The 15,405-nt window shown below is 64.6% G+C and carries 14 protein-coding genes and 1 tRNA gene; 12 read left to right on the forward strand and 3 right to left on the reverse strand.

Annotated elements, in window-relative coordinates:
* Positions 1 to 4 precede the first annotated feature (4 nt).
* From ACYQ00_RS19060 to ACYQ00_RS19100, 9 genes are all read left to right on the forward strand, one after another.
* Entirely contained in the window at positions 5 to 1,249 is a 1,245-nt protein-coding gene (locus tag ACYQ00_RS19060; protein WP_460033649.1) for a diguanylate cyclase, read from the forward strand.
* 321 nt (positions 1,250 to 1,570) lie between these two features.
* The gene (locus ACYQ00_RS19065; RefSeq protein WP_460033650.1) at positions 1,571 to 3,100 is read left to right on the forward strand and encodes a 2-isopropylmalate synthase; all 1,530 of its coding nucleotides are present in this window, start codon (positions 1,571 to 1,573) and stop codon (positions 3,098 to 3,100) included.
* Entirely contained in the window at positions 3,085 to 4,362 is a 1,278-nt protein-coding gene (leuC, locus tag ACYQ00_RS19070; protein ID WP_460033651.1) for a 3-isopropylmalate dehydratase large subunit, read from the forward strand. The genes ACYQ00_RS19065 and leuC overlap by 16 nt, the downstream gene beginning before the upstream one ends.
* 21 nt (positions 4,363 to 4,383) lie before the next feature.
* Complete coding sequence (locus ACYQ00_RS19075; RefSeq protein WP_460033652.1) at positions 4,384 to 4,878, forward strand: 3-isopropylmalate dehydratase small subunit; 495 nt, start codon at positions 4,384 to 4,386, stop codon at positions 4,876 to 4,878.
* A gap of 196 nt (positions 4,879 to 5,074) precedes the next feature.
* Positions 5,075 to 6,169 (forward strand): 3-isopropylmalate dehydrogenase, encoded by a 1,095-nt coding sequence (gene leuB, locus ACYQ00_RS19080; RefSeq protein ID WP_460033653.1) that lies wholly within the window; start codon positions 5,075 to 5,077, stop codon positions 6,167 to 6,169.
* Between the two features lie 159 nt (positions 6,170 to 6,328).
* Entirely contained in the window at positions 6,329 to 8,296 is a 1,968-nt protein-coding gene (gene abc-f, locus ACYQ00_RS19085; protein WP_460033654.1) for a ribosomal protection-like ABC-F family protein, read from the forward strand.
* A gap of 52 nt (positions 8,297 to 8,348) precedes the next feature.
* On the forward strand, positions 8,349 to 8,843 hold the full coding sequence (locus ACYQ00_RS19090; protein WP_460033655.1) for a PilZ domain-containing protein: 495 nt from the start codon (positions 8,349 to 8,351) through the stop codon (positions 8,841 to 8,843).
* Between the two features lie 4 nt (positions 8,844 to 8,847).
* Positions 8,848 to 9,822 carry a YceI family protein gene (locus tag ACYQ00_RS19095; RefSeq protein WP_460033656.1) on the forward strand — a complete coding sequence of 325 codons (975 nt, stop codon included), beginning with the start codon at positions 8,848 to 8,850 and terminating at the stop codon, positions 9,820 to 9,822.
* Positions 9,823 to 9,831: 9 nt separating this feature from the next.
* Positions 9,832 to 10,566: a class I SAM-dependent methyltransferase gene (locus ACYQ00_RS19100; RefSeq protein ID WP_460033657.1), complete on the forward strand. Its 735-nt coding sequence runs from the start codon at positions 9,832 to 9,834 to the stop codon at positions 10,564 to 10,566.
* A gap of 24 nt (positions 10,567 to 10,590) precedes the next feature.
* Here ACYQ00_RS19100 and ACYQ00_RS19105 read toward each other — a convergent pair whose 3' ends face one another.
* Both ACYQ00_RS19105 and ACYQ00_RS19110 read right to left on the reverse strand, forming a co-directional pair.
* Positions 10,591 to 10,803, reverse strand: coding sequence for a tautomerase family protein (locus ACYQ00_RS19105; RefSeq protein WP_460033658.1), 213 nt, complete (start codon positions 10,801 to 10,803; stop codon positions 10,591 to 10,593).
* Between the two features lie 18 nt (positions 10,804 to 10,821).
* Positions 10,822 to 12,078 (reverse strand): YbfB/YjiJ family MFS transporter, encoded by a 1,257-nt coding sequence (locus ACYQ00_RS19110; protein WP_460033659.1) that lies wholly within the window; start codon positions 12,076 to 12,078, stop codon positions 10,822 to 10,824.
* 111 nt (positions 12,079 to 12,189) lie between these two features.
* Between ACYQ00_RS19110 and ACYQ00_RS19115 the strand changes: the two genes are divergently transcribed.
* On the forward strand, positions 12,190 to 13,134 hold the full coding sequence (locus ACYQ00_RS19115) for a LysR family transcriptional regulator (protein WP_460033660.1): 945 nt from the start codon (positions 12,190 to 12,192) through the stop codon (positions 13,132 to 13,134).
* A 4-nt stretch (positions 13,135 to 13,138) separates the two neighbouring features.
* On the opposite strand, the gene ACYQ00_RS19120 is transcribed toward ACYQ00_RS19115, so the two are convergent.
* Positions 13,139 to 13,233, reverse strand: a tRNA-Ser gene (locus ACYQ00_RS19120).
* Between the two features lie 310 nt (positions 13,234 to 13,543).
* On the opposite strand from ACYQ00_RS19120, the gene ACYQ00_RS19125 reads away from it, so the two are divergent.
* Complete coding sequence (locus tag ACYQ00_RS19125) at positions 13,544 to 14,656, forward strand: N-acetylneuraminate synthase family protein (protein ID WP_460033661.1); 1,113 nt, start codon at positions 13,544 to 13,546, stop codon at positions 14,654 to 14,656.
* Between the two features lie 323 nt (positions 14,657 to 14,979).
* Complete coding sequence (locus ACYQ00_RS19130) at positions 14,980 to 15,381, forward strand: Ros/MucR family transcriptional regulator (protein ID WP_460033662.1); 402 nt, start codon at positions 14,980 to 14,982, stop codon at positions 15,379 to 15,381.
* The last annotated feature ends 24 nt before the right edge of the window (positions 15,382 to 15,405 follow it).

Genomic DNA, 15,405 nt, shown 5'->3' on the forward strand with positions numbered 1-15,405 from the left:
GCACATGCAGCCTGTTCTCATAGTAGAAGATTCAAATCTCTTTGCCTCCCTGCTGGCCCAGCGGGTGCAGGCCCGGCTGGGATTGCAGACGGAACGAGCCAAGGATCTTTCCGAAACCAAAGAGCGGCTTGAAACACGCCAGGGCGGGTACTTTGCCGCGCTGCTGGACCTTAACCTGCCCGATGCGCCCAATGGCGAGGTGGTGGATCTGGTCACGCGGCACAACGTCCCGAGCATCATCTTTACCGGCTCGTTTAATGACGAAGTCCGCGACATTATCTGGTCCAAGCAGATTGTGGACTATGTGGTCAAGGAAAGTCCACAAACGGTTGAATACATAGTTGATTTGCTGGAGAGACTCCGCCGCAACCGCTGCATCAAGGCCATGGTGGTGGACGACTCCCGCACCGCCCGTCAGCTCATTGGTAGTTTGTTGCGTGTGCATCAGTTTCAGGTGGTGGAGGCGGCTTCCGCCCAGGCAGGCCTGGCCATGCTGGAGCAGCACCCGGACACCAAGCTGCTGATTACCGACTACAACATGCCCGGCATGGACGGCTTCGAGTTCACCAAGGCCGTGCGGGTCAAATTTCCGAAGAACCGCCTGGCCATCATTGGCGTCTCGGCCCATGGCGGCAATGTGCTCTCGGCCCGTTTTCTCAAAAGCGGCGCCAACGACTACCTGACCAAGCCCTTCACCAGCGAGGAACTCTACTGCCGGGTGACCCACAATGTGGAGCTGCTGGAACATATGGAGACCATCCAGCGGCTTTCGGACACCGACCCCCTGACCGGCCTGTCCAACCGCCGGTACTTTTTCGAAATCGCCTCCAAGCTGCTGGCCCAGTCCCGGCGGGAGGATCTGCCCTGCTGCGTGGCCATGCTGGACGTGGATTTCTTCAAAAAGATCAACGATTCCTATGGGCATGATGGTGGCGATGCCGTGCTCAGGCACCTGGGGGCCATCCTGCGGCGGCGGTTCCGGGAATCGGATGTGGTGGCCCGCATGGGGGGCGAAGAGTTCTGCGTCTTTGCCGCCTCCATGGATCCGGACTATGCCGTGGAAATTTTTGAAACCGTGCGCAAAACGGTGGAGAAAACTCCCATCCTGGTGGGCAAGCGCATGATTGAATGCACCCTCAGCATCGGCCTGTGTCGGGACCGCCAGGACTCCCTGGACGCCATGATCAAAGCAGCAGACGAAAAACTCTACGAAGCCAAGCAGACCGGCCGCAACAAGGTGGTGGGGTAGGGCGCTCTGAACGCCGCGAGCGGATTTCTGCTGTTTCTCTGATCAATTTTCCTTGACGCTCCCACGTCGCGGTGCTACCTCTTTTGCACCTATGGATTGTTTTATTCGCCATATCGCCTCCTGCCCCTCCATTTCCCGCAGCCTCCTGCTACGGGCGCTGTAGCGCGCTCGTTATCCACCCCCCGTTCTTCAGGACGGTCTTCGTCCATTCCACGCCCAGGTTTCATCCCGCCATCTTGCGGGGTGAATTCGCCACACCGAAACGCTTTGCCTTTGCGCCAGCTTTTCGGTAGGAATCGCCACCGAACGCGGAGCTGCATCATGTCCAATCGCGTCATTTTTTTCGACACCACCCTGCGCGACGGCGAGCAATCGCCCGGCGCCACCATGAACCAGCAGGAAAAGATCCGCCTGGCCAAGCAGTTGGAAGGCATGGGCGTGGATGTCATCGAAGCCGGCTTCCCCGCCGCCTCCAAGGGTGACTTCCAGGCCGTGCAGGCCATTGCCGCTGCGGTCAAGGATGCCCGCATCGCCGGTCTGGCCCGGGCCATCCGGCCCGACATCGACCGCGCCTGGGAGGCCATCAAGGACGCCGCCCATCCCCGCATCCATACCTTCATCGCCACCTCGCCCATCCACATGGAGAAGAAGCTGCGCAAGGCTCCGGACGAGGTGGTGGAGATGGCCGTGGCTGCAGTCAGACACGCGGCCGGCTACACCAGCGATGTGGAGTTCTCCTGCGAGGACGCCTCGCGCTCCGACCGGCCCTTCCTGGCCCGCATCTGCGGCGAGGCCATCAAGGCCGGGGCCACCACCATCAACATCCCGGATACCGTGGGCTACGCCCAGCCCCAGGAGTTCGGCGAGCTGATCACCTACCTGCTGGAGAACGTCCCTGGCAGCGAGAAGATCATCTGGTCCGTGCACTGCCACAATGACCTCGGGCTGGCCGTGGCCAATACCCTGGCCGCCCTCAAGGCCGGAGCCCGGCAGGCCGAGGTGACCGTTTCCGGCATCGGCGAGCGCGCCGGCAATGCCTCGCTGGAAGAGGTGGTCATGTCCCTGCGCACGCGCCAGCCGTATTACGGTCTGGAGAACGGCATCCGCACCGAGCAGCTCTTCCCCACCTGCCGGCTGCTTTCCATGATCATCGGCGCGCCCATCCCGCCGTACAAGGCCATCGTCGGGGCCAACGCCTTTGCCCATGAAAGCGGCATCCACCAGGACGGCATGCTCAAGGACAGCCGGACCTACGAGATCATGACCCCCGAAGCCGTGGGCCGCACCCGCACGGAGCTGGTACTGGGCAAGCATTCCGGCCGCAACGCCCTGGGCACCAAATGCCGGGAGCTTGGCTTTACCCTTACAGATGAGCAGCTGGCCGTGGTCTTCGAGGCCATCAAAAAACTGGCGGACAAAAAGGAACAGATTTTCGACGAAGACGTGGAAGCCGTGGTCCTGGAAGAAGTCTTCCGCATCCCGGACAAGTACCGCCTGATGCATCTCATTGTGGTGGCTGGCGCCGACCCGCCCTCCGCCGCGCTGGTGCTGGAAGAGGACGGCCGGGAGATCCGCGTGGCCTCCCTGGGCGTGGGGCCCGTGGACGCCGCCTTCAGCGCCATCAACAAGGCCGTGGGCAAGACCCCGGTGCTGGAACGTTATCAGGTCAACGCCGTCACCTCGGGCACGGACGCCCAGGCCGAGGTGATGGTCCGGCTGCGCATCGAGCAGCACAGCGCCGTGGGTCGCGGGGCCGACGGCGACGTCATCAAGGCCGGGGCCAAGGCCTATCTCAATGCCCTCAATCGCCTCGCCAAAAAGGAGGAGGAACGTCAATGCGTCACGCTGTAGCGCACACCCTTGCCATGAAACTGCTGCAGGCCGCCAGTGACGAACGCATCACGGAGGCCGGGCAAATCGTCCGCTGCCGCGTGTCGCTTGTGCTGGCGAACGACATCACCGCGCCCCTGGCCATCAAGAGCTTCCGGCAGATGGGAGCGGCCCGGGTCTTTGACAAGACCAAAATCGCCCTGGTGATGGACCACTTCACCCCCAACAAGGACATCGCCTCCGCCGAACAGGTGCGCGGGGTGCGCGAGTTCGCCGTGGAGCAGGATATCCTGCACTATTATGAAGGCGGCAACTGCGGCGTGGAACACGCGCTGCTGCCCGAGCTGGGGCTGGTGGGCCCTGGCGACGTGGTTGTCGGCGCGGACAGCCACACCTGCACCTACGGCGGCCTGGGCGCCTTTGCCACGGGCATGGGTTCCACGGACATCGCCGGGGCCATGGCCCTGGGCGAAACCTGGTTCAAGGTGCCCCAGACCATCTTTGTGCAGATTGACGGCGAGCTGCCCCCCTATGTTGGCGCCAAGGACCTGATCCTGCACGTCATCGGCAAGACCGGCGTGGACGGCGCGCGCTACAAGGCCCTGGAATTCGGCGGCAGCACCGTGGCCGGCCTGAGCGTGGAAGGCCGCCTGACCATGGCCAACATGGCCATCGAAGCCGGAGGCAAGGCCGGGCTCTTCCCCGCCGACGCCAAGGCCCTGGCCTATGCCAAGGCCCACGGCCACGGCGCCAGGGAAGAGATCCACCCCGACGCCGGCGCGCCCTATGACGAAGTGATCAAGATTGACGTGGCCGGCATGCCGCCGCAGGTCGCCTGCCCGCACCTGCCCGATAACGTCCGCGGCGTGGACGAGCTGGCCGCCGAGCACGTGGTGGTCAACCAGTCAGTCATCGGCTCCTGCACCAACGGCCGTATCGAGGACCTGCGCGAGGCCGCGGGCATCCTCAAGGGTCGCAAGGTCAAGAAGACCGTGCGCTGCGTGGTCCTGCCGGCCACCCCGGCCATCTGGACCCAGGCCCTCAAGGAAGGTCTGCTGGAAACCTTCATGGAAGCCGGCTGCATCGTGGGCCCGCCCACCTGCGGCCCCTGCCTGGGCGGCCACATGGGCATTCTGGCCAAGGGCGAACGCGCCATCGCCACCACCAACCGCAATTTCAAGGGCCGCATGGGTCACCTGGAAAGCGAAGTGTTCCTGGCCTCCCCGTCCCTGGCTGCCGCGGCGGCCGTGGCTGGCGAAATCGTCCACCCTGCGTCCCTGTAACCTGCAGCGAGGCATTGCATCATGACCCTTTCCGGCACTGCCCATCTGGTGGGCGACCATATCGATACCGACGCCATCATCCCGGCCCCGTTCCTGGTGACCACCGATCCCGCGGAACTCGGCAAGCACTGCATGGAAGGCCTGGAACCGGGCTGGAACACGCGCATCAACAAGGGCGACTTCGTGGTCGCCGGCCGTAACTTCGGCTGCGGCTCCTCCCGTGAGCACGCCCCCGTGGCCCTGCTGGGCGCAGGCGTTTCCGTGGTCATCGCCCATTCCTACGCCCGGATCTTCTATCGCAACAGCTTTAACATGGGGCTGCCCCTCCTGGAAGTCGGCGACGATATCAGCCGCATTCAGGATGGCGATCCCCTGGAAGTGGATATCGTCACCGGCAAGATCCTCAACAAGCGCACCGGCGAGACCATCTCTGCCCAGCCCGTGCCGGCCTTCATGCAGGGCATTTTGAATGCCGGCGGCCTGGTGGGCTATGTCAAGGAACGCCTGACGGCGTAAAGGCCAGACAACGGCAGGAGAGAGTGGGGGAACTGAGTTCCCCCACACCCCCTCCATTCGGTTTTGTCGCTGGGCAGCGCGTTCCCGCGCCGCCCAGCGACAAAACCGAATGGAGGGTCCAGGGGGGGCAGCCCCCTGGCGGGGTTCGGGGCAGCGCCCCGAGTCTTCACGTTCTAACCTCCATAGAGTGTCCCTCATGAATTACTCCATCTGCCTCATGCCCGGTGACGGCATCGGCCCCGAGATCGTGGCCCAGGCCGTGCGGGTGCTGGATCTGGTGGGCCGCAAGTTCGGCCACACCTTCACCTACACTGAAGTTCTGGCTGGCGGCGCAGCCATCGACGCCGTGGGCGAGCCCATGCCCGAAGCCACGGTCGAGGCCTGCAGAAAAAGCGACGCCGTGCTGCTGGGCGCCGTGGGCGGCCCCAAGTGGGACAACCTGCCCCGCCACCTGCGCGCCGAGACCGGCCTGTTGAAAATCCGCAAGGAACTCGGCTGCTTTGCCAACTTCCGCCCGGCCACGCTCTTCCCGCAGCTGGCCTCGGCCAGCTACCTGCGGCCGGACATTGTGGCCAAGGGCCTGGATGTGCTGGTGGTGCGCGAGCTGACCGGCTGCGTCTACTTTGGCCAACCCAAGGGCATTGTGGAAGAAAACGGGGAACGCATGGGATTCAACACCATGCGCTACACCGAGTCTGAAGTACGCCGTATTGCCAAGGTGGGTTTCGAGGCGGCCAGAAAGCGCGGCAAGCGCTTGTGCAGCGTGGACAAGGCCAACGTGCTGGACGTCTCCCAGCTCTGGCGCGACGTGGTCATGGAAGTCCACAAGGACTACCAGGACGTGGAACTGAGCCACATGTACGTGGACAACGCCGCCATGCAGCTGGTGCGTGACCCCAGCCAGTTCGACGTCATCGTCACCGGCAACCTCTTTGGGGACATCCTCTCCGACGCCGCCGCGGCCATCACCGGTTCCATCGGCATGCTGCCTTCGGCCTCCGTGGGCGCCTCCGGCCCGGGCATTTACGAGCCCATCCACGGTTCAGCGCCGGACATCGCCGGCCAGGACAAGGCCAACCCCCTGGCCACCATCCTTTCCGTGGCCATGATGCTGCGCTTTGCCTTCAGCCTGGAAGCCGAGGCCGCGGCCATCGAGGCCGCCGTCTCCAGCGTCCTGGACAAGGGCCTGCGCACCGGAGACATCTACAACAGTGCCCAAGCTGGCGAGTCCGGGCTGACCCTCGTGGGCTGCAAGGCCATGGGCGATGCCGTGGTCGAGGCCTTGGGGTAAGGAATATGAACTGGGGGAACACCGTTCTGGAGAAAGGTTTCCCCCAGATCCCCCTCTCCAAAGACTTTTAACTGTGGGCTGTTTGTGGCATGACTCGTCGGCTGGAACGCCATCCGGCGGTGTTTTGCCACGTTCTTATTGCATTTCCAGGAATCGCACGTGAATTGTTCCATTCAAGGCGTCACCAAGAGCTACGGGGCCCGGGATCTCTTCAAGGACTTCTCCCTGGAGCTGACCTCCGGCGTCCGGCTGGCCGTGGTCGGGGCCAACGGCGCGGGCAAGTCCACTTTTTTGAAGGTCATCGCCGGCGTCAGCGCGCCGGATGCCGGCCGCATCACCATGCCCAAGGGCGCCCGCCTGGGCTACGTGGCCCAGGAAATGGACGAGGACGTCCTGGCCACGCCGCTCATCACCTGGGTGCTGGAGGTGCTGCCTTCCTGGAACGATTTCTGGAAGGAATGGGAAGCCGCCACCGCCGCCCATGACGAAAAAGCCCTGGCCCGCCTGGCTACCCGGCAGGCCGAGCTGGAAGCCGTGTACGGGCACAACCCCGAGCAGCGCGCCCATGTGGTGCTGGAAGGCCTGGGCTTTCCCGTGGCCCGGCACCACGAGCCCCTGCAGAGCTTTTCCGGCGGCTGGCGGGAGCGGGCCAAGCTGGCCCGGGTTCTTGTGGCCGGGGCGGACATCCTGCTCCTGGACGAACCCACCAACCACCTGGACCTGGAAGCCGTGGAGTGGCTGGAGCAGTTCCTGCTCGCCTATCAGGGCGTGCTTGTCTTCGTGGCTCACGACCGCATCTTCATGGACCGTCTGGCCACGCACACCCTGTATTTTGGTGGAAACAAGCCGGTCTTCCGCAAGGGCACCTTCTCCCAGTTCCTGGTCTGGCAGGAGGAGCAGGAGGAGCAGCGCCAGCGCGAGGCCAAGCGCATCAACGACGAGCTGGAACGCAAGCTGGCCTTTGTGGCCCGCTTCAAGGCCAAGGCCACCAAGGCCCGCCAGGCCGGCTCGCGTCAGAAACAGGCCAAAAAGCTGGAAAAGGAACTGGATGGCCTGAAGCCGGAAGCCAAGCGGAGAACCCTTGCCTTCAAATGGCCCGAGCCCGTGCGCGGGGACCGCACGCCCATTTCCGTGGTCGGCCTTTCTGCAGCCTACGGCAAGGGCGGACCGCTCTGGGAGAAGCTGGATTTTCAGATCTTCCGCGGGCAGAAGATCGCCCTGGCCGGCCCCAACGGCTGCGGCAAATCCACCCTGCTCAAGTGCATCACCGGCCGGCATGAGCCGCTCTCCGGCCGGGTGGAGATCAGCTCCAGTTCCAAGGTCGGCGTCTTTGCCCAGCATCAGCTGGAGATTCTGGACCCGGAAAAGACCACGCTTTCGGAAATCCGCCGCCTTTCCGACCCCCGGACCACGGAAGAGGAGCTCATGAGCGTGCTCGGGCTCTTTCTCCTGGGGCAGGAGTATTTCGAGCGCCCCGTGGCCTCCCTCTCCGGCGGGGAGAAGAGCCGGCTCATCCTGGCCACGCTCTTCCTCTCCCGCTCCAACGTCCTGGTGCTCGACGAACCCACCAACCACCTGGACCTGGAGAGCCGTGAGGCGCTGATCGAGGCGTTGGAAGATTTTGAAGGCACGGTGCTCTTTGTGGCTCACGACCGCTGGCTGATGCAGCGCGTGGCCGAACAGATCTGGGAACTCACGCCCAAGGGCTTTATTGTCCACGAAGAAGGCTTCGAGGCGTACGAAAAATCGCGACAGGCAAACGCATCGGTTGTGCCCGGCCGGGAGGCTGTGGTAATAGATGATTCGAAGACATTCGAAGAAAAACCGGGCGAAAGCCGGGCCGAGCGCCAGGAGCGCAAACGCCTGGAGGCCGAGCGGCGCAAGGCCATGGCCAAGGTCCTGGGCCCCAAAAAGCAGGCCTACGCGGACAAGGAACAGGAACTGGAAGCCGTGCTGACCCGCCAGGCCGAAGTGGAACAGCAGCTGGCCGATCCGGCCGTGTTTGCCGATGCGGCCCGCAGCGCGGCCTTGCTGGAGGAATACAAGGTCTGCCAGGAGCGCGCGGAACGCTGCATTGCCGAGATGGAGCAGCTGGAAGCGGAAATCGAGGCCCTCGAAGGCGCATGACGGGAGCGTTGCAGGCCCTCCCGGCGCCGCAACTGTGTGGATGGAGCATGCCATGGTGTCCGAACTGCCGGTCAGGGTGCATCCGTTTTTTGCCGATCCCCACGGTATGGCCAGTATCGTCTGTCCGCATTGCTCTCGCGAAAAACGCATCGACGCCACCAAGTACAAGAAAGGCACCAAGAACCTGCTGGTGACCTGCCAGTGCGGCCATCGCTTCGAGGCCCATCTGGAGCTGCGCCAATCCCCGCGCAAGCGGGTCAAAATCTCCGGCGAATACACGCACCTGGAGACCTTCGAGACCGATGACGTCGTCATCCTGGATCTCTCCCTCACCGGCTTGCGGCTGTCCATCCTCGGCCCGCACGGGGTGCGGGTTGGTGACCGGCTGCGGGTGGCCTTCACCCTTGATACCCCGCTGCATCCGAAATTCTCGCGGGAGGTGGAAGTCACCGGCGTCAGCCGTCAGGTGGTCCATGGCCGCTTCATCAACGTGCCCGCCAAAGACATTGATCTCGGGTTCTACCTTATGTCTCAACCCAAAGGATGATCCCATGCCCCATCCGCCGACCCATCCGCATAAGCCTTCCAGTATTCCGATCATTCCGGCCATCGACCAGCAGGAGGCCCTCCGCTGGCTGGAGACCCGGCCCGGTCTGGTGCTCCTGGATGTTCTCATGCCGGAGCGCTACGCCCAGAAACACCTGCCCGGCAGCGTGAACGCCTGCGTGTTTGAGGTGGTGTTTCCCGAACTCATTGCCAGCCTGATTCCGGACCGCGCCACGCCCGTGCTCTGCTACGGGCATGACCACCACACCCGCGATGCCCTGGCCGCTGCAGACAAGCTCCTGCGCCTGGGCTACGAGCAGGTCTGCATTCTCAAGGGCGGGCTCAAGGCCTGGGAAGCTGCGGCGCTGCCCCTGGAAGGTGAGCTGGTGGGCCAGGAAGACGGCCCCGACGCCAGTCCCTCCATTGCCGACGGCCGCCGCGCCCTGGTGGTGGAGGAATCGCGCATCGAATGGATCGGCCGCAACCGCACCGGCCGCCATCTGGGCACGGTGCAGCCCCTGCACGGCCTGCTGGCGGTGGAGGAGGGCAGCATTACCGGGCAGGTCGTCCTGGACATGCGGTCCCTGGACAATCTGGACCTGCAGGACAACAGCCTGCGGGCCATGCTCCTGGCCCATCTGCGGTCCGAGGATTTCTTCCAGACAGACACCTACCCCGAAGCCAGCTACGAGATTCTTTCCGCAGGATTTCTGGAGGACGCCACAGCCTCCTCGCCCAATTACGAGCTGCATGGCGCCCTGACCCTGCGCGGCAAAACCCGTTCCCTGAGCGTGCGGGCCACTCTGAGCGAACTCCCGGCCACGGAGACGGCCCCGGCCAGCCTCGTCCTGGAAGCCCACTTTGACCTGGACCGCACCCGCTGGGGCGCAATCTATGGGTCTGCCCAGTATTTCAAGTACCTCGGCTATCATCTGGTCTTCGATCCGGTGAGCATTGCCCTGCGTCTGGTGTTCCGCTAAAGGCACGGCATGCAATACTGGGATGATGTGCGACGATTCGACGTGGAGGCCGCCGGCGTGCGCTGGCGGCTTTCCAGTCTGGCGGATCTGGAGACGCTCTGGGACAGGCTGGCTGCCGAGGACGGGGATGGCGACGAGCTTGAGCCCATCGACCCCGCAGCCCTGCGTCGCAAACGACTCTTTGAGCAGGATGAACGCCTGCCGTACTGGACCGAGCTGTGGCCGTCGAGCTACCTCCTGGCCCAGTGGCTGGAACAAAGCGCAGCGCGCATCCGCGGCTGCCGTTGTCTGGACCTGGGCTGCGGCCTGGGCTTTACCGCCCTGGTGGGCTGCCGGCTCGGGGCGCGGGTGACGGCCCTGGACTACGAGTTCGAGGCCCTGACCTACGCCCGCCGCAACGAGGCTGACAACCGCATCCACCTGAACGGCCCGGCCCCGGTCTGGCTGTGCATGGACTGGCGCGCCCCGGCCTTCCGCAAACAGGCCTTCGACTTCGTCTGGGCCGGGGACATCGTCTACGAAGACCGCTTCATCCCGCCCGTGGCCGATTTCCTGGACCGCGTGGTCGCCGCAGAGGGTGTGGCCTGGGTCGCCGAGCCGGACCGCGCCGTGTACAAGCCCTTCATCGCGGCCATGCACCGCCGCGGCTTCGATGCCGTGAAGGTCTATGCCAACGCCGTCAAGGCCCGCAACTGGCCCGCCGCCGGCGTGCCGGCCAGCCTCTGGGAGTTCCGCCGGCGGTAGATTGCAGGCACGGACAGGGCCGCGTCACGCCTTCGCCCTGGCCCGCCGGGCAGTTACGGTCTCGCCGCCTATGCCCCAGTTGTCCATGGGCACCTCGTCGATAACCACCACCGTGGTGGCCGGGTTCTTGTGCAGCACTCGGGCCAGCAGCTCCGTGACCCCCTGGATAAGCTCGGCTTTTTGCGCCGGCGTGGGGGCTTCGCTCCCGCCGGTCACCTTGATGTTCACATAGGGCATGATGGTTCTCCTCACAGGCTATGGGTGTTGGCGCGTTGCGCGCATCGCTCCGGCAAGCAGCAGGCCGGCCGCAATGAACAGGCTGATTGCGGACAGGATAAACGCGAAGGCGAAGCCCTGCCCCTGGCCGCTGCTCCCGCCATCCCCGGCCCCCATCCCCGCGAGGAACGGGCCAAGGATCTGACCGACGCCATATAGCGCCGTCATCACGGCCACGGTGTGCGCGCTGGCCCGGCCGCTCAGGGTAACACCGTATTGCAGGGACAGGACCACAATGCCCATGAAGGTTCCACCCAGCAGCAGCCCCCCGGCCAGGGCAGCGATTGGGGTGTTCGAGACGGCGGGCAGAAGCACGCCCACGCCCTGCAGCAGGAACGCCAGAATCAGCATGGGGCGGTACCCTTTGCGTGCGGCCAGCCGCCACAACGGCGCGGTGACTGCCGCTGCTGCCCCGGTGACGAGCCAGGCCGTGCGGGCGATTTGGGCCGACTGTGTCGTCTCCTGCACCAGGGCCACGAGGAATGTTGTGCCGATGATATAGCCGAAGCCTTCCAGAAAATAGGCGGTGAGCAGGAGCCGGTACGTACCGTGCTGCGGATGGGAATGGCGGGAAGCCGCTGCCGTCGCGGGAGGATGGAGAGCTTCCGGCACCCTGTTCAGCCCGGGCCGCAGGGCAATGCCGGCCAGGATGGCCAGGGGCAGGGCCAGCATGGCCATGCCCAGCCAGGCTGTGTCCGGTCCGCCTGCCGCTTCCAGCGGGCCAGCGGCCAACCCGCCCAGGACAATGCCCGAGCCCACGCCGCTGTACAGCAGGCCGCCCAGCACTGGCCGCCGGACAGCCAGCAGCGTATCCAGCACAATCGCCGACGCGAGCACGAAGCAGCCACCCGAGGCCAGCCCGGCCACAAAGCGCAGGGTGTGCCAGAGCCAGACCGTATCCACGCCGTACATGGCCGCTGTGCTGGCCACGCTCAGGGTCAGGCTGGCCAGGAGCAACAGATAGCGCCGCCGGCCGGGCTGCTGCGAGCGCATGGCCAGGACGCCGAGCAGGTAGCCTGCGTAGTTCCAGGCAGCCATCATGCCGGCCACGTCCTCGCCAAAATGGTGGGCCGTCATCATGCCGGGCAGGAGCACCGTATAGGCAAAGCGCCCGATGCCCATGGCCACCACCAGGGCGCACCAGCCTCCCAAAATGGGCAGGATGGGAAGGCCAGGCAAGGGGGAGAACGCAGGCGGCAGGCTGGTGGAAGATACGGCGTCTGGTTTCTGGTGCATCGGCATCCTCAAAGTTCGGAAGGGGGTTGTGGCCCAGCGGCAGGGTAGGGTAGAAGCATTGTCATGACAACTGAATAAGCATGACAACGTTATTCCGAAGAGGTGAAGATTATGGAACTGGCCGACTTGCGGACCCTGGTGGCCGTGATTGAGCAGGGCGGCATCAGCCGCGCCGCCAAGGTGCTGCACCGGGTGCCTTCCGGCGTCACCACCCGGATTCTTCAGTTGGAGGCGTCCCTCGGCGCGTCGCTGTTCCTGCGCGAGGGCAAACGCCTGTTACCCACTGAGGCTGGCAGGATGCTGTACGGGCACGCCCTGCAGGTGTTGGCCCTCGTGGCCGAGGCAGAACGCCAGGTCCGCAATGGGGAGCCCGGCGGTGTGTTTCGCATCGGGGCCATGGAAAGCGCCGCGGCGGTCCGTCTGCCCAGGCCCCTGGCCGCCCTGCATGCGCAATATCCCCGGCTGGAACTGGGGTTGAGCACCGGGACGAGTCTGGCTTTGTATGAACAATTGCTGGAAAATCGACTTGATGTGGCCTTCGTGGCCGATGCGCCGGCTGATGGGCGACTGGAACGCGTGGCCGCCTTTCAGGAAATGCTGGTGCTGGCAACGCCGGGGGGACACGCACCGGTGCGACAGCCAGGAGACCTCGCCGGCAGGACGCTGCTGACGTTCCGGGATGGCTGCTCGTACCGCAGCCGGCTGCTTGGCTGGTTCCGGGCCCACGGGCAGGAGCCGGCGCGCATCGCCGAGCTGGCTTCGTACCATGCCATTTTGGGCGGCGTGGCTGCCGGCATGGGCGCGGGCCTCGTGCCAGCCGCGGTGCTGGAGGCGTTTCCCGAACGATCCGCCATTTCGGTGCATGCCCTCCCGGCAACAGTGGGCCACGCCATGACGGAACTCATCTGGCGCAAGGGCCTGCGCTCACCGAACATCACCGCCCTGCAATCCTGTCTGGCCCAGGCGCAGGGTGCAGCAATGGCGGTGCAAACAACCGGGGAAAAAAGCGCGGCGCGCCATGAGAAAAGGGGCTGCGTGAACCACGCAACCCCTTGAAATATGGCGGAGAGGGAGGGATTTGAACCCTCGATCAGGGTTTAAGCCCCGATACCCGCTTAGCAGGCGAGCTCCTTCGGCCGACTCGGACACCTCTCCGGAACGCATGGCCCCGCCATTTGGGCGACGATGCGAAACGAGACTCTTAGCTGCAGCCCGGTATGCTGTCAAGGGCTTTTCTGCGCATCCGTAGCGGCAGGTTGTTCCTGGTGGTATTCTTGCATGGCTCCGGGCATGCTGCAGCCATTGCCCCCGCCCTGCGGCAGGTCCTGGCGGGTCTCCTTGCCCTTGGCCCGGCGCGCGTGTAAGGGGAGGGTGCCCGCTTGAGGCAGCAACGCGTTGCGCGCAGCAGGCCGCTGTGCTTACGCCGCCGGCATCGCGCCGTTTGTATTTTTTGTCAGGACACACCGTGAATCATCTGCCGCCTCCTTCCATTCTGCTCCCCTCGGGGAAGATGCTCGGTGAAGGCCGGCCCGTCTTCGTTGTGGCGGAAATCGGCAACAATCATCAGGGAGAATTGTCCCTGGCCCTGGAGCTGGTGGAGGCGGCCGCGCGCGCTGGCGTGGACGCCGTCAAGTTCCAGAAGCGCCACACCCGCGCCCTGCTGACCAAGGCCGGCTGCGACGCACCCTACACCGGCCCCAACAGCTTCGGCTCCACCTACGGCGCCCACCGCGACGCCCTGGAGCTCGGCATGGACGACATGGCCGCGCTCAAGGCCCGGGCCGAGGCGCTGGGCCTGTCCTTTCTTGCCTCGGCCTGGGATCTGGTGAGCCTGGAAGCCATGCTGGAACTGGGCATGGACTGCGTCAAGGTCGCCTCGGCGGATCTGGTGGCCGTGCCCATGTTGCGGCGCATCGGTCGCAGCGGTTTGCCGGTCCTGCTCTCCACGGGCATGAGCTCGCTGGAGCAGATTGACCGGGCCGTGGCCGAGCTGCGGGCCTGGCACGACCGCATCGTGCTCCTGCATTGCAACAGTTCCTACCCTTGCCCGGAGAGCGAGCTGCGCCTGCCGGTGATGCGCCTGCTGAAAACGCGCTACGGCCTGCCCGTGGGCTATTCCGGCCATGAGCTCGGGCTTGGGCCGTCCGTGGCCGCCGCGGCCCTGGGGGCCTGTGTGGTGGAACGGCACATGACCCTGGACCGGGCCATGCGCGGCACGGACCACAAGGCCAGTCTGGCTCCCGGGGAATTCGCCGCCCTGGTGCGGATGATTCGCGAGGTGGAACAGGCCATGACCGGCTCGGGCAAGGTGGTTACCCCCAGCGAGCGGGAAACAGCCAGGAAGCTGCGCAAATCCATCGTCGCCGCACGCGACCTCCCGGCTGGCCACCTGCTGACCGAAGAGGACCTCGCCTGCAAGAGCCCCGGCACCGGCCTGCTGCCCGAACACTGGGACGAGGTGGTCGGCAGCCGGTTGCAGTGCGCCGTGCGCAGGGATCAGCAGCTGCAATGGAGCATGCTCAGGGGGGAAACGCCCTGGGCCATGCGCGCCGGCGCCGCCGCCCCCGGGGCCGAGTGAGCGGCAGCTCCGCCGTTGTACCATGCTGGATGTACGCGCTTCGTGGGGCGCCTTCGAAACGGGAAAATGCGTTGCGCAACGACGCGTCTGCCCCTGTCTCCTCATACGCAGCGTATGACGCGGACCAGGGAGGATGCAGTGTCTCTGCAGCACAACGCAAGGAACGCGTGGCGCTGCGTTGCTGGACGCGTTTTAGTGAAGACAACTTCATGTTTGACCTTGCCGCGGATGTAAAAGTGCAAAGAGAACTGCAGGAGCATATTTACAGCGCTGCACTTGTGCTGTATAGGCGTTAATACAGCATCTCACGCAAGGAGCGACCCATGGATGATTATTTGAAAGAAGCCTTGGAAATTGTCAAAGCCCAGGCGAGCGTGCGCACCATGACCGAGGAGGAAATCACCTCCATGGTGCAGAAGCTTGCGGATGGTTTCCGTGGCATCAGCGGCGATAGTGAAGTGGAAGAGGAAGGTTCGCAAGGACCGGTGATGGATCCCAAAAAGGCGGTCAAGGAAAAGTCCGTGACCTGCCTTGAATGCGGCAAGACTTTTAAAATCCTCACCAAAAAGCATCTCAGCACCCACGGGCTGACGCCAGAATCGTACCGTGAAAAGTACGGGTACAAGAAAGGCGCTCCCCTGGTTTCCAAGGGGCTGCAGCGTGAACGCCGCAAGAAGATGAAGGACATGAAACTCTGGGAAAAGCGCAAGAAGGCGGGAGAATAGCACCGTCGCACCAGGGCTGTTGTA

It is taken from the genome of Megalodesulfovibrio paquesii (assembly GCF_054653055.1).

What these genes read in the sequence shown, in the direction of transcription:
- ACYQ00_RS19060 (WP_460033649.1), top strand. Translation starts at nt 5, where the DNA reads ATGCAGCCTGTTCTCATAGTAGAAGATTCAAATCTCTTTGCCTCCCTG.
- ACYQ00_RS19065 (WP_460033650.1), top strand. Translation starts at nt 1,571, where the DNA reads ATGTCCAATCGCGTCATTTTTTTCGACACCACCCTGCGCGACGGCGAG.
- leuC (WP_460033651.1), top strand. Translation starts at nt 3,085, where the DNA reads ATGCGTCACGCTGTAGCGCACACCCTTGCCATGAAACTGCTGCAGGCC.
- ACYQ00_RS19075 (WP_460033652.1), top strand. Translation starts at nt 4,384, where the DNA reads ATGACCCTTTCCGGCACTGCCCATCTGGTGGGCGACCATATCGATACC.
- leuB (WP_460033653.1), top strand. Translation starts at nt 5,075, where the DNA reads ATGAATTACTCCATCTGCCTCATGCCCGGTGACGGCATCGGCCCCGAG.
- ACYQ00_RS19090 (WP_460033655.1), top strand. Translation starts at nt 8,349, where the DNA reads ATGGTGTCCGAACTGCCGGTCAGGGTGCATCCGTTTTTTGCCGATCCC.
- ACYQ00_RS19095 (WP_460033656.1), top strand. Translation starts at nt 8,848, where the DNA reads ATGCCCCATCCGCCGACCCATCCGCATAAGCCTTCCAGTATTCCGATC.
- ACYQ00_RS19100 (WP_460033657.1), top strand. Translation starts at nt 9,832, where the DNA reads ATGCAATACTGGGATGATGTGCGACGATTCGACGTGGAGGCCGCCGGC.
- ACYQ00_RS19105 (WP_460033658.1), bottom strand. Translation starts at nt 10,803, where the DNA reads ATGCCCTATGTGAACATCAAGGTGACCGGCGGGAGCGAAGCCCCCACG.
- ACYQ00_RS19110 (WP_460033659.1), bottom strand. Translation starts at nt 12,078, where the DNA reads ATGCACCAGAAACCAGACGCCGTATCTTCCACCAGCCTGCCGCCTGCG.
- ACYQ00_RS19115 (WP_460033660.1), top strand. Translation starts at nt 12,190, where the DNA reads ATGGAACTGGCCGACTTGCGGACCCTGGTGGCCGTGATTGAGCAGGGC.
- ACYQ00_RS19130 (WP_460033662.1), top strand. Translation starts at nt 14,980, where the DNA reads ATGGATGATTATTTGAAAGAAGCCTTGGAAATTGTCAAAGCCCAGGCG.